This is a genomic window from Brucella sp. NBRC 12950, assembly GCF_030268145.1.
GTDB lineage: Bacteria > Pseudomonadota > Alphaproteobacteria > Rhizobiales > Rhizobiaceae > Brucella.
On the sequence record NZ_BSQC01000022.1, the window covers coordinates 33,577 to 46,822 of the forward strand.

Sequence of the window (13,246 nt, forward strand, 5' to 3'; positions counted from 1 at the left end):
TAGCTGTCGGGGTTACAGTGCTCTGCGCCTGTGGCTTTTGTTGAGAAAACCGGACAGCGACACCGCAATCAGCAGCATCGCGCCGTTGAATAGATCCTGAACCCATGGAGCAAAACCGAGCTGCTGTAACCCACTGACGCCGGCGCCCAGCAGAAAAACACCAACCAAAGTGCCCCAGACATTGAACCTGCCTGGTGTAATCGTTGTCAGGCCAAGAAATGCTCCGGCATAGGCCGGGAGCAGATACCCCATCGCGATCATTGGCTGTCCGGAGCCAAGCTGACTTCCACTCACGACTGCTGCAAACGCAGAAATCCCGCCTGCCAGCACAAAGGCAATTGCAACGACTCTGGAAATGTTGATGCCGATCAGGCGCGCCGCCGCGCGGTTGTCACCAACAGCACGCATATGCCGTCCAACGACAGTGTGCTCAAAAAGAATGTAAAGGGCGATCGCTACAATAACGACATACCAGACCGGGAAATCTATCCCCAGCAGGCTTCCCTGACCAAATGAATAAAAGGAATCCGGCAGATTTCCGGTGAGAATGGCGCCCCCGGAATAGCCCATGCCGATACCGCCAAGGATAGTGGCCAGACCCATGGTCGCCACAAATGAACTGACATACAGTTTGCGGATGAGAAACGCATTAAAGAGCCCGACTGCACAGCCGACAAGGATGAGGCCAGCTGCAATCGTTGCCCACGGCAACGTCGCCTGTGACACGATTCCGATGATCAGGACCTGACAAAGGCCCATCAGCGCTGCAAAGGAAAGGTCGAACTCCCCGACGATGAGCACACCCAGGATAGCGAGTGAGAGCAATGCGACAATTGCCTGCGAGCTTGCGATCGACAGTAGATTGCGGACTGTAAGATAGGTATCAGGACGCAACACCGCGAAAGTACCAAGCAGCGCCAGAACGATGAGAACCAGGCCATAACGAGCGAGAAACACTTCCAGTGTTTTGATGGTCGTCTGAGCGTTTTGTTTTGTATTAAGTGGAACAGATGTCATCGGGCAACCTCGTGGGTAAGCTGAGCCAGCGTTTCGGGATCGAACGGTCCGCATTCGAGCTCTCGCCCGATCTTTCCATTGGCGAACACGTATATTCGGTCGCAGACTGCGGCCACCTCATCGTGATCTGACGAGGTAAGAAGAAAGCTTACGCCTTCTTCCCTGGCCTTACGGCGCATAAGGGAATAAAGGGCGCTGCGAGTCGGCATATCCACACCGGCCGTTGGTTCGTCGAGGATGACCAGTTTAGGGCCGGCATCGAAACCCCGTGCAACAACCAGTTTCTGGGCATTCCCGCCGGACAAATCCGATATGAATGCATCCGGGTCAGCAGGTTTCACCCCATATTTCTGTATCACGTCATTCGCTGTTTCTTTTTCCCGCCGCCGCGAGCGCAAAAAGCTAGGCAGGGAGGATGTCCGGGGGTTAAGAAACAGGTTCTCCGTGAGGTTCATGGTTCCCGCCGTGGTAAGTGTACGATCGCCACTCACGAGAACAATGCCCTGCTTCATGGATGAGGCGGGGGAGACGGGACGATAAGCTCTGCCGTCAAACTCAATCCGGCCCCTGGGCCCCGAAAGTCCGAATAGCGCTTTTGAAAGCTCTTCCTGACCCGCACCTCGCAGTCCGACACACCCAACAATTTCCCCACGGTTAACATGAAGATCAACACCACGTAGTCCACCATCAGATGTGATGTTCCGCAAGGTGAGAACTGGTGGTGAACCGTCCGGACTGAAATTCCGCTCTTCGATCACCTGGTCACTTCTGGCTGACATCAGCGAGATAAGGTCCGCTTCGGACATACCCGCCGTAGGTCCTGAATGATGACACAAACCATCACGAACCACAGTAACCTGGCTGGCGATCGCAAGGACTTCTCGCAGCCGATGGCTGACATAAATCATTCCGATTCCGTGCGCGCTGAGATGGCGCAGCACTTTGAACAGAAGATCGACGTCGCGGCCGGGCAGAGTTGCAGTGGGTTCGTCGAGAACAAGTAAGCGGGCGTTACGCGTAAGCGCCCGCGCGATGGCGACAAGGGCTCGTTCAGCGACGCTGAGATCGGCAACCTCTCTGCGCGGGTCAAGTTCAACGCCCAGCTGTCGCAGGCTGGTTTCCGCTGTTCTGCTGGCAGTACTCCAGTTTATAAGGCCATGCCTTTTGGGATAGCCGGCGCCCAGAACAATATTCTCAGCGACAGTCATAGAGGATATCAGTCCGAGATCCTGATGAATGAAGGCAATATCGGCGCGTTCGGTCTCTTTGGGAGCAAACCGGAGGGTGCCTGCATCCGGCTGGTAGATTCCCGCGAGAATTTTGATAAACGTGGATTTTCCAGCACCGTTTTCGCCGATGAGAGCGTGGATTTCTCCTGGCATCACTGACATCGAAAACGCGCTCAATGCCTGTGTCGCCCCGAAAGACTTACTAACGTTCTGAGCATGCAGGAGCGCACCCACAGCGCCGGTCGCGGGCCTCATCATTTTTTGCCCCAGATCTGCAGGTAGTGGTCGCGAAAATCCAGGCTGTATGCCTGCTCCGCGAGGCCCTCTTTGCAGGTTTCCCGGACTGCAAGAAAGGCAGGAATATTCTGCGGCTGCGGTTCAGACTTATTAAAGACGCGGTTCAGCTGATCAACACCAGCCCACCCGGCCCATGACAGCATCGTGACTGCGACAGCTCCGACCTGACCCGAGCGGCACAGCTGAACCTGTTGCGCATTGCCGTCATAGCCAACGACTTTGACGTCGCTTCGCCCGGCAGCTCTCAACGCAGGAACGACAAGTCCGTCAATTGTCCCGTAGGGGGCAACAATGTAGTTGAGGTCATCGCTGAATCGTGCCGTCAGACTTTGAACGAGCTGCTGGATGTAAGAGGGATTGGCCCCCTGGGCGACAGTCAGATTTACCGAATCCAGAACTTTGCAGTCTGCACAGGCGTCCAGTGCTTTCCGGACGTTGGTCTGGCGGATAACCACTGCCTGAAATTCGTCAGCGCGCAGCAGTACTGCTTTCGCCTTCCCACCGCTGTCGGCGATCATCCACTTTCCGAGCTGTTCGCCCTGTGCTGCAAATTCCCGATCGACGCTGGCAGCGAAAAGATCATCTTTTGACGCGATTTCCGCGCCGTTGACGACGGGGATTCCGCGTTCGTGGGCATATCTTAAGCCATCCCGGATAAGCTGGGGTGCAATGGCAATTGTCAGTATTCCGTCCGTTCCGGAGTTCACAGCAGTGCGTATGGCGGCGTTGTAGATTGCGGGATCGCCTTTTCCATCAACAATTGTTGCCTTCCACCCCGCCTTGGTCGCAGCTTCCAGGGCACCGGCTGCGTCAACGGCGCAGTTAGATGCCTGATGGCATGAGATGATTGTGATCGTCTTATCTGACGCAACCGGCGGAGAGGACGCGGGTCCGTTCCATGGGCCGTCGACGCGGATCGCGTTTTCGACGTACTTCCGGGCATCAGAAATAATGTCAGGATTGGTTTCCGCAACAACTGCTGTGGCGCTAGCACACAGTAAGGCAATAGATGCTGTGACAATGGTAGCTTTCATACTCTCTCTCCCAAAGTATAATTTTTATGCTCGTCAGGGGCCGTTGTCTGTCCCGGTTGTTCTCGTGATAATGAAGCAAGCAAAACCAATACGACCCTCCTCCTTTGCATACGTTATTTGCATTCTATGCACATGTCCAGAGCCGCTTGATTTCAGATAAATTTTTGCTAACTAACTGTTTTATCAGATTTCTTTTGAGTTCCTGCCGTAACCTCAATTCGATGTATCGCATGAGCTGCACGTTTTCATCGCATAATAATGAGCATCTTTCTGCATACGTATGCATTGTGTGAGCAGGCTACTTTTTTAGGAAGATTGCAAATTATCCAGTCATATCTGTTGCTTAGCTTTGTGACATGACAAAATTTCACGGTTCGCCTTCGCCAGATTGAAGGATCGACGGCCCAAGATGCGCGACGGTTTTATATCAGGTGGCGCGATGAAAGCGTCAAATCGCTTCATAAATATTGGTTTGGCGAAACCCCGCCGGCCTCCGCGATGGCCACGTCTTATGCGACGGTACCACCGATAACGCCGATCGCGCCGATCGCCTGCCCCTGGAATTGGGTAGGGATGCCTCCCCCGAACACGACGACGCGACCATTGTGGGAATGCTGAATTCCGAAGAGCTCCGCTCCTGGCTGTGCCAACACGCTCAGTCTGTCAGTCCCGTTGTTGAGGATCTGAGCAGTGAACGCTTTGTTGATCGCCAGTTCAACGGATCCCGACATGGCTCCGGCCTGGCGCTCGAAGGAAAACAGGTAGCCGTCCGGACCAATGACTGCGATCGAGCATGCGACATTCAACTCGTTCGCCTTTGATTTTGATGTCTCGATCATCTGGCGGGCATGCGCAGACGAGAGCGTTGGTGTGAGGCTGATCATTTCGATATCCGATTTTCGGGTGGCCGACCGCCGTCCGCGGCCGCCGCCCGCGATGCTGAGTGATCAAGTTGCCCGGACCCGCGTCTGGCTCAAGGCTGTGAGCAGAGCTTCGGCGGCCTCGGCGGAAGATCCCGGGTTCTGCCCGGTGATGAGTTGGCCATCGACGACCGTGTGAACGCCCCAGTCCTTCACCTTGGAGAATACGGCTCCTTGGGCGATGAGCACGTCCTCGACTAGGAAAGGCACGACCTTGGTCAGGCCGACGCCGTCTTCTTCGGTGTTGGTGAAGCCAGTTAGGTACCGGCCTGTCGCAAAGGGGGTGCCATCGGCATTCTTGACATGGCGCAGCACGCCCGGAGCATGGCAGACAAGCGCGATGGTCTTGCCGGCGGCGATGAAGGATTCGATGAGCGCGATAGAGTTCTTGTCTTCAGCCAGGTCCCACATTGGCCCATGACCGCCGGGATAGAAGACCGTGTCAAAATCCTTCTGGTCGACGCTGTCGAGGCGCACGGTCTGGGCGAGCTGAGCGTTAGCGTCGGCGTCTGCCTTGAAACGAGCCGTCAGCTCGGTCTGGAACATCGGTTCGTCGCTCTTCGGGTCGAGCGGCGGCTGGCCGCCCTTCGGCGAAGCAAGCGTGATCTCGGCGCCGGCGTCTTTGAAGACGTAATAGGGAGCTGCCAGTTCCTCGAGCCAGAATCCGGTCTTGCGGCCGGTGTCGCCGAGCGTATCGTGCGAAGTCAGTACCATAAGAACTTTCATCGTCTTATCCTTTGATGATGGCGGCCGGATCGGCCTGGATTGTCGATCAGCGCTGCTGGCCTTTCGATGAAATGATCATGTCATCTGGAAAGATATTTGAGAAATTTACTTGTTGGATTTTAGATATTCACGTGTGATTATATCTGGATGAAATACGATCTGAACCTTTTGCCAGTGTTCCTGGCGCTCATGGAGGAGCGGAGCGTCACCCGCGCTGCCAGCCGTCTCGGCATCACCCAACCTGCGCTGTCAAATTCGCTGAACCGCCTTCGCGACATGCTGAAAGATCCCCTGTTCATCCGGGAACGTTACGGTATCAGGCCTACTCAGCTTGCCGAGGAAATCGCGCCGACAATCGAGACGGCGTTGGCGCAGCTCGATGATCTGATCGTCCACCAGCAAGATTTCGATCCGGCAAGCGCTGAGCGCCTCTTCCTGATCGCGCCGAACAGCTATGTAGAACTGGTCGTGATGCCAGCGTTGGTGGCCAGGCTGCGCGAGCAAGCCCCCGGGATCAAGCTTCGAATGACCCCCTTTGGCAATGATCTAGCCGAGACCGGCGTAGTGTCAGGGACTACCGCAATGGTGCTGGGAAGGGTCATCGACCCGCCGGACAACTTGGTGGTTCAGCACCTAATGGACGACAGCCTTGCCTGTATCGTACGTCACGATCACCCGGATGTGAGAACGAACCTGACGCGGGACATTTATGAGAGCCTGAAACACGTCAATGTGTTGCCGCCTGGTCGAATCCGCGCAGGCCTGTTCCAGGCTTTAGGGCAGCAAAACCTCAAGCGCGAGGTTGCTGTGTCCGTCACACATTTCCTGGCGGTCCCTGAAATGGTCGCTGTCACCGACTACTGCGCGACACTGCCGCGGCTGATCTGCCGCAGCCTTGAACGTGACCCCCGACTGAAGGTGGTCGAAGCGCCTGTCGACCTCGGAACGTTCCCGGTCGAGATGGCGTGGCATGTCCGATATCGTCACGATCCGGCGCACCGGTGGCTTAGGGGTGTGGTGAGCCAACTCGTCAAAGACTTGGTAGCAGCATAGAAAACGGTGCTGCGTTTCATTAGACAGGACGATATCATTTCGCCTTGAAAGAATACGAACTTCCGTCCCGTTTAGTTAAATTCTAACCCTTTGAAATTATGGGAGCCCTCAGAGTGGCATGTTCCTTATTCAAACTACCCAATAACGCTTGCAACGGCCCAAGGCTATAATTGCGGTACTCTCTTATAAGCTTGGACATCCTAGGGGAAGCAACAGTTCGTGATTGAAAACTTAGCGCTGCGGCTTCTGGTTCACTGATTGCTGCTTCTGAGATCTCGGCAGCGATAGCTTTTGGTTTGCTTGTTCGATCAGAAATTCCGCCATGCTCTCGCCATTGAACCAGTAAATGAAATCCGCGAAGTTTCTGTCCGGGCTATCATCGCTAAACGCCGTGAAGCCCTCCAGCAGCAAATCCAAGGCATCGTTATCGCCAGTAAAATCAAACCACTCTCATGAGTACCAGTAGCTTGCGAAGCCGATATGTAGGCACCGTTCGTGATGCGACATTCCCCAGAACGGCTTGTGCCCGATTCACGTCATGTCGGGTAGCCAAATCTCTGCCGCCTAGAGTGGGGTTGGCTCAGGTTGGGGGCGTAATTACACTCTAAGCCGCTTCTTCCTTAGTCCAGAGATATTTGCCGGTCAGTAATATGTGGACCCAGCCAGCGGCGAGATATGCTCCAGAAGTTCGGGGGCACGTCAGGTCGTTCATTCCAATCAATTGTGGGCGTTCGTGGTCTGATTGAGGCTGCTGTTTCAGCAGGCTGGTCGCTAAAGAAACAGCCAGCGCAATCAAGGTTGTATCAGTCGGGATGAACCGGTGCTACAGCGGCACTAAAGCTGACGAATAAGTTTCCCTGGACGTGAGAATGACCTGCAATCTGCTTGCCAGCAGAAACGCCATCATCCCGCTTTAATGCTCGGCAGATGTGCCCGCAGTTTGCAGGGAAAACCGCAGCCCGAGAGAATTGGCGACCTTCATCACCGTTGCGAGACTCGGATTACCATCGCCGGATAAAGCTTTATCCAGCCCTTGACGGCTCATTCCTACATCTCGGGCGAGCTGGCTAAGATTGCGGGCGCGGGCTATATCTCCAAGAGCCGCCGCGATCAATCCGGGATCGCCGTCTTCCATCACAGCATGAAGATAGGCTGCAATGTCATCCTCGTCCTTCAGATAATTCGCCGCGTCATATCGTCTGAATTGCACTTCCATCGTTATCACTCCTTCCATTGCGCAGCAATAGACTTTGCTAGCACGATATCCTGCTTCTGGCTGCTTTTATCACCACCCGAAAGCAGCACAATTATTACTGGCCCCCGGCGCATGAAATAAACGCGATATCCGGGGCCGTAGTCGATCCTCATTTCAGAGATACCTTCACCAACCGGCATCTTGAAACCATTGGTGCTTATCGAACGCATACTGACGCAATGCAGATCGTCTCCGGAAATCTGGACCTTCCGACGATTCATTTTGAAGCGCCACCATCAGAACAGGTGCCGGTCGAAATGAACCGCTTCATTGCCTGGTTCAATGAGACGGCACCCAATGGCGCATCTTCCCTCCCCGCCCTGACCAGGTCTGCACTCAGCCATATCTGGTTTGAAAGCATTCACCCCTTTGAAGACGGCAATGGGCGTCTTGGCCGGGCATTGGCCGAAAAAGGACTCGCACAATCGCTGGGCCAGCCCAGTCTGATCCTGCTCAGTTTTGCCATCGAGCAGAACCGCAAAGCCTATTACACACAACTGGAACGGCATCAGCGCACCCTTGATGTGACAGAATGGCTGCTTTGGTTTGGGCAAACCGTGCTGGCAGCGCAACAGCTCACCCTGCACCGGGTGCGCTTCTATATCGCCAAAGCGCATTTTTATGATCGGTTTCGTGGTGAACTCAATCCACGCCAGAAGAAGGTTGTGGCGCGGTTGTTTGAAGCCGGGCCCGAAGGTTTTGTTGGTGGCTTAAGCGCCGACAATTATCTGGCCATGACAAAAACCTCGCGCGCTACTGCCACCCGCGATCTGCAGGATATGGTCGACAAAGGCGCTCTGACGCGTAGCGGCCAGTTACGGTTTACGCGCTACGAACTGAATTGGAAGTCCGTTAATGATTGAAATAACGGATAAATTTCTACCACATTAAATTGAATCATCCCGTAAGTATCGTTACTGCGACATTAACCATGCTTGTTAATCACCTCCGATAAGTATAGGTTATCGGAGGTGATCGATTTGAAGCCGCAAATCGGTAAATGTCCGGGCAAAGAGCAGCTGTTTAAACGGACGAAAAAGACGCGCGAAAACCTATTCAGAGCGATGCGTTTGCCGGTGACGGGCACTGCGAGCGAGCGCGACAAAACGTTGCCGGATCTCAGCAAACAGCGCCGGTGGTACCGGACCGTAATAGCCTGTTTCACCATCGACCGGACGCGGATCCGGTCCCGGCCGGCCATACAAAGCGATTACTTTCGCTCAGCACCATCCAGGAGCGCTCATCGTCCAGACCAAGACGGCGCTTGGTAGCGGCGGGAATTTCGATTGCTTCGTCAGCCCGTTGCGGTGGCGTATCGGTAATCGGCAAAACCCTGACGACTGGAGATCCGTCTTCCAGTGTTGTCGTGATAGCCATAACCAGTAAAGGGCGATCCTTGTCGCCCTCCTCCCGTCCCTGCTCGAACTGCCAGTGCCACAAATAGGTGTATCTGAAGATCAAACCAACCTTGGGCCCACTTGGAATCATGCTATTTTTCGTTCAGTTCGCGATCGAGATGTTCAAGGCCCGCCTCCATCGAGGCAACTTCAACAGCCGAGAGATCATCGTCGGTCAGCGTAGCGGTTAATTCCACGCGGCGCTCGCGCCGCATTAGACGCAGATAGTCCTCGTAGGCGAGCAGAACGGTACGTGGACGACCGTTCTTGGTAATGATAATCGGATCGCGCACAGCGGCGTCCTGGTAGGCGCCAAAATTCTTCGAAACAGTTGCTGCCGTTACTGTGGATGTCATGATTAACTTCCGTTTTCCGTAATATACGGAATTTCCGCAAGTTTTGAATTAGGAAGCGTGACGCAATGACAAAACTGCACCCCATGTCTTTGAATGTTCAGAGCCGGGCAGAAACACTCGACACGATTGCCGCTGTCTTACCGACGAACCGCCGCGACATGCTGGCCGGCATTTTGACCGATCAGGATATCGAAACCCTGCGCCATCTGGTCAATGAAGGCATGGGCGAAAACACCCTGCGCGCGCTGACTTCGGATCTGGCCTATCTCGAAGCCTGGTCAATGGCTGCAACCGGCAGCCCCCTCCCCTTCCCGGCACCTGAAGCCCTAGTGCTGAAGTTTGTCGCTCATCATCTGTGGCGGCCAGAGCAACGCGAGATCGAACCCAGTCACGGCATGCCGGCCGACGTGGAAGATGAACTACGCCAACAAGGCTTTCTGCGTGTATCCGGGCCGCATGCACCGGCAACGGTCCGTCGTCGTCTCGCCAACTGGTCGACGCTGACCCGCTGGCGCGGTCTGGGAGGATCGTTTTCATCGCCGTCCGTCAAATCGGCAATCCGCCTCGCGGTGCGCGCCATCAACCGGCCGCGCAGCCGCAAGAGCGCCAATGCCATTACCGGCGATATTCTGAGCAAGTTGCTCGCGACCTGTTCCGGCGAGGATCTGACCGCTTTGCGCGACCGAGCTATCCTGATGGTGGCCTTTGCCTCGGGCGGGCGCAGGCGCAGCGAAGTCGCCGGCTTGCGCGTAGAACAGCTTGTCAAACAGGTGCCTGTCGCTGACGAAGATGGTTCCTCCCTCCCCTCGCTCGGCATCCATCTCGGACGCACCAAAACCAGTGGTACCGATCACGATGAAACCGTCTATCTGACCGGCCGGCCCGTCGAAGCCCTTAACCGCTGGCTGGAAGCGGCAAAGATCGAAAATGGCAGTGTGTTTCGCAAAATCGATCGTTGGGGCAATGTTTCTCTACGAGCGCTCGAACCCAGCGCCATCAACCGGATCGTCAAGCAGCGTGCGCAAATGGCAGGGCTTAAGCCGGAGGAGTTTTCCGCTCATGGTTTGCGCTCCGGCTATCTCACGGAAGCGGCCAATCGCGGTGTTCCTCTTCCGGAAGCCATGGAACAATCGCGCCATCGCTCTGTGCAGCAGGCATCCGATTACTATAACGATGCCAAGCGGCGCAGCGGACGGGCGTCACGGCTGTTGTAGCAAAACGAGAAACGCTTGGAGCAGACAGAGGTGACTGTACTGCTCCGTGCTTCAAGGAGAAGGTGCTGCTATGGTGCCGGGGTTGCATTCGCCAGTTTCTGAAACGCTTCGACAATCGGCTTGGGACACAAACCCGGATAATCAGATATAATACCTTCGATAACGGCGAGAGCCAATTTCCCTCTCTGTGAGAATGCCTTTAGCGATGGAAACGCAGCCTTGATTGCTTCTTCAATTTTGTGCCCATTGGATAGACAGAAGGCCTCATGCGTAAGAATTTCAATCCCGCAATGAAAATGCGTTTGAGTTTGGCCAGTGGAAGCTCCTGCCGGATAAGCAATTTTGGATTGGACCGAGTTCGCTATATTCTGAAGGAGTGATTGGTCATATTTTCCAATATCAACAAACTTTGGTAAGTTCTCAGCTGGCGGCGAGTTCCTTCTGATAAGAAGCGCCCCAATTAAAAGCGGATTCAGAATTACGTTGTCAAACGCATAATGACTGTTATGTCCAAGCACGTGTATACGGTCGATGTCCTCTCTACTTCCATCCCAATCGAGCAGTCCGAATGTCGAGAGATTGCCATAACCGGCCAACTGTCCAACAACCTTTTCGACCGCCGAGCAGCCGGTACCCTGCTCTACACCAGCTTTATTAACTATTCCGGTTGAAAGAAAATTTAGCGAACACGAGAGCTGTAACTCAGCTTTCATCAACGTATGCAACCGATCATATGCCTGAGCATCAACATCCGCTTCCACAAAGATCTGTCGACGCTTTGTGAACTCCACTTCCATGGACGGTAAACCCACGGTCAACTTGTTTAATGCTTCATGCTTGGCAATTTGCTGCAACGGAACATCGTTGCGTTTCATTTCGAAAAGGGAGCCATCAGGAGTGAGGGCGACTGTGATAGGTGAATGGGTTGTCATGACGCAAGGTATCCCCATATCTCCAACAACCTTTTCTTGGATTGTCCGCATCCATTCATTGAGAACGCCCGGGTGCAGAGATGCATCAATCTCGTCCAATAAAAGCAACTGAGGCCTTTGAACCGCTGCTCTGAACGGATGTACGTTTAATAATGCTATAGCGAGGATGGTGAGAACCTTTTCCCCAGCTGAGAGTGAAGCGAATTTTACGTGAGTGTGAGGGTCGTCAATTTTCTCGAAGTACAGCGTTACTGGATCGATGTCGCGCTCACCAGGAGCAGCCATTTGATAGTTCAGGCCAAGCGCAGCCATAATCGCGGAGAGCTCATCCCAAGGTGGAATTCCAAACTCTTTGGTGAACTGTTCTTGATCCAGCCAGTTCGCGTTTGCAGGTCTATCTTTGTGGGCACTCAATCGCTTGTTAGCATTACGCTGAGTGCGATATCCTGCGAATAGCATCGGCAATTGAGCATTGAACAGAGCATGATCACCCCAAGAACCGAAGTTTGCGGCCTCCTCGTACGTTATTAAACGTGCTTCGGTATCATTGTGGGAAATGAAACGCTTTATCGCCTGCTGGGCAGCCTGATGTCCTTGAATGAAAAAGCTTTCAGATAGCAATTGATTGAGTTGGTCTAACGCCTGAGTTCGCTGGCGCAAGACGTGGTCTTCGAGAGGTGTTCCACCCTCCCCCAACAATAGTTTTTCTCGCGATAAGCCAAATATATCTGAGAGAATCTCGTTCCCCGGGAGCACACCTTTGAAAGTACTGACTAACCCTGTGGGAATTCGTTGAAATACTGTGTTTCGATGCGCATTGAAAACCTCCTCGGACAATCTAGTGCCCCTAGAGTTTGCGCTATCAAACATTTCTGAATGTAGAGTAAGTGACGAATTTGTTAGCTTCACCACCCCCGGGTGGCCCTCGGTGCCCTGAGGTCCATCGGAATCCGCTAACAAATCACAATTTACGATTTGGTGTTGAATAGCTTCTAGCAGTTGTGACTTTCCCGTCCCGTTCAAACCCACGATCACCGCAAAGGGTGGTAAATCGACAGGCTCAAAAGGCGAGATGGACTTGTATTTGTGCAGTAATTCAATTTTCAAGAATGCCCCCAGACGTTAAAAACGCTAACGTGTCAGCTGACTAGAATCGCCGCTCTAATTAACGCGCTTTAAAGTGCAACAATTCGGAAAGACAGACCAGCGTTGAATGCCTCAGTGCGCGAGTGGAGATAGGATTTTTACCCAAAGCGAATTTCCCCGCGGAATTCATGGATAGGACAAGTAACGCGCCTTCACCCACTGCCCCCAACCTTTTAAATCACCTTAAAGCTGATCGCAGAACCGTTTTGAATGCGTCTGAAATCACTGCTAGTTCATGCAATGAAAACACAAAGTGCCGAACGGCACTTAAGTTTTCAGCCCTCAATGTGACGATACCTCTCTCAAAGGCTGGACTTCGGTAATTAATCTTCCACTGCCGTTGGACATTCATGCCATTAGGACTCGCCAACGGTACCAGCTAAAGAAATTGCTATTCCAACAACGCCGATTCAGCAAGAGGGGGGAATGCACTGAAGCGGAATGCTATCGATCTTTAAGTACATGTCCGAGGAAAAGCGCTATATTCGGCTCAAATCTTGCTAGACGTGAAAGCGGGTTCTCAGCTGAGAACTTCATGCAAACGTGAAAGCGGGTTCTCAGCTGAGAACTTCATGCAAACGTGAAAGCGGGTTCTCAGCTGAGAACTTCATGCAAACGTGAAAGCGGGTTCTCAGCTGAGAACTTCATGCAAACGTGAAAGCGGGTTCTC

General features: G+C 53.7%; 12 protein-coding genes and 2 pseudogenes. 3 read left to right on the forward strand and 11 right to left on the reverse strand.

Annotation, left to right across the window (positions count from 1 at the left end; genetic code table 11):
- Positions 1-12: 12 nt before the first annotated feature.
- From QSJ70_RS25605 to QSJ70_RS25625, 5 genes are all read right to left on the reverse strand, one after another.
- Positions 13-1,017, reverse strand: a complete 1,005-nt coding sequence (locus tag QSJ70_RS25605; RefSeq protein WP_285540834.1) for an ABC transporter permease — start codon at positions 1,015-1,017, stop codon at positions 13-15.
- A complete protein-coding gene (locus tag QSJ70_RS25610) occupies positions 1,014-2,504 on the reverse strand; it encodes a sugar ABC transporter ATP-binding protein (protein WP_285540836.1) in 1,491 nt (496 codons plus the stop codon). Before QSJ70_RS25610 ends, QSJ70_RS25605 begins: the two co-directional genes overlap by 4 nt.
- A complete protein-coding gene (locus QSJ70_RS25615) occupies positions 2,501-3,577 on the reverse strand; it encodes a substrate-binding domain-containing protein (RefSeq protein WP_285540838.1) in 1,077 nt (358 codons plus the stop codon). Before QSJ70_RS25615 ends, QSJ70_RS25610 begins: the two co-directional genes overlap by 4 nt.
- Before the next feature lie 509 nt (positions 3,578-4,086).
- On the reverse strand, positions 4,087-4,461 hold the full coding sequence (locus tag QSJ70_RS25620) for a GlcG/HbpS family heme-binding protein (RefSeq protein ID WP_285540840.1): 375 nt from the start codon (positions 4,459-4,461) through the stop codon (positions 4,087-4,089).
- A gap of 63 nt (positions 4,462-4,524) precedes the next feature.
- Positions 4,525-5,223: a type 1 glutamine amidotransferase domain-containing protein gene (locus QSJ70_RS25625; RefSeq protein WP_285540842.1), complete on the reverse strand. Its 699-nt coding sequence runs from the start codon at positions 5,221-5,223 to the stop codon at positions 4,525-4,527.
- Between the two features lie 147 nt (positions 5,224-5,370).
- On the opposite strand from QSJ70_RS25625, the gene QSJ70_RS25630 reads away from it, so the two are divergent.
- Positions 5,371-6,276, forward strand: a complete 906-nt coding sequence (locus tag QSJ70_RS25630; RefSeq protein ID WP_285540843.1) for a LysR family transcriptional regulator — start codon at positions 5,371-5,373, stop codon at positions 6,274-6,276.
- 231 nt (positions 6,277-6,507) lie between these two features.
- Here the strand turns inward: QSJ70_RS25630 and QSJ70_RS25635 are convergent, their stop codons facing one another.
- From QSJ70_RS25635 to QSJ70_RS25645, 3 genes are all read right to left on the reverse strand, one after another.
- Positions 6,508-6,693, reverse strand: a complete 186-nt coding sequence (locus QSJ70_RS25635) for a hypothetical protein (RefSeq protein ID WP_285540845.1) — start codon at positions 6,691-6,693, stop codon at positions 6,508-6,510.
- 496 nt (positions 6,694-7,189) lie between these two features.
- Positions 7,190-7,492: an addiction module antidote protein gene (locus tag QSJ70_RS25640; protein WP_285540847.1), complete on the reverse strand. Its 303-nt coding sequence runs from the start codon at positions 7,490-7,492 to the stop codon at positions 7,190-7,192.
- Positions 7,493-7,497: 5 nt separating this feature from the next.
- Positions 7,498-7,701, reverse strand: coding sequence for a type II toxin-antitoxin system RelE/ParE family toxin (locus tag QSJ70_RS25645; RefSeq protein WP_285540878.1), 204 nt, complete (start codon positions 7,699-7,701; stop codon positions 7,498-7,500).
- On the opposite strand from QSJ70_RS25645, the pseudogene QSJ70_RS25650 reads away from it, so the two are divergent.
- Positions 7,663-8,394, forward strand: a pseudogene (locus QSJ70_RS25650) (Fic family protein); the annotation flags it as partial. The gene QSJ70_RS25645 and the pseudogene QSJ70_RS25650 sit on opposite strands and share 39 nt — an antisense overlap.
- A 189-nt stretch (positions 8,395-8,583) precedes the next feature.
- Here QSJ70_RS25650 and QSJ70_RS25655 read toward each other — a convergent pair.
- Together QSJ70_RS25655 and QSJ70_RS25660 are read right to left on the reverse strand one after the other, a co-directional pair.
- A pseudogene (locus tag QSJ70_RS25655) lies at positions 8,584-9,019 on the reverse strand (plasmid maintenance toxin (PemK-like)).
- A 1-nt stretch (position 9,020) separates the two neighbouring features.
- The gene (locus QSJ70_RS25660) at positions 9,021-9,284 is read right to left on the reverse strand and encodes a type II toxin-antitoxin system Phd/YefM family antitoxin (RefSeq protein WP_285540849.1); all 264 of its coding nucleotides are present in this window, start codon (positions 9,282-9,284) and stop codon (positions 9,021-9,023) included.
- A gap of 83 nt (positions 9,285-9,367) precedes the next feature.
- Here QSJ70_RS25660 and QSJ70_RS25665 point away from each other — a divergent pair, with 83 nt between their 5' ends.
- Complete coding sequence (locus tag QSJ70_RS25665; protein ID WP_502871724.1) at positions 9,368-10,498, forward strand: site-specific integrase; 1,131 nt, start codon at positions 9,368-9,370, stop codon at positions 10,496-10,498.
- A 68-nt stretch (positions 10,499-10,566) separates the two neighbouring features.
- On the opposite strand, the gene QSJ70_RS25670 is transcribed toward QSJ70_RS25665, so the two are convergent.
- Entirely contained in the window at positions 10,567-12,537 is a 1,971-nt protein-coding gene (locus QSJ70_RS25670) for an AAA family ATPase (RefSeq protein WP_285540853.1), read from the reverse strand.
- Positions 12,538-13,246 lie beyond the last annotated feature (709 nt).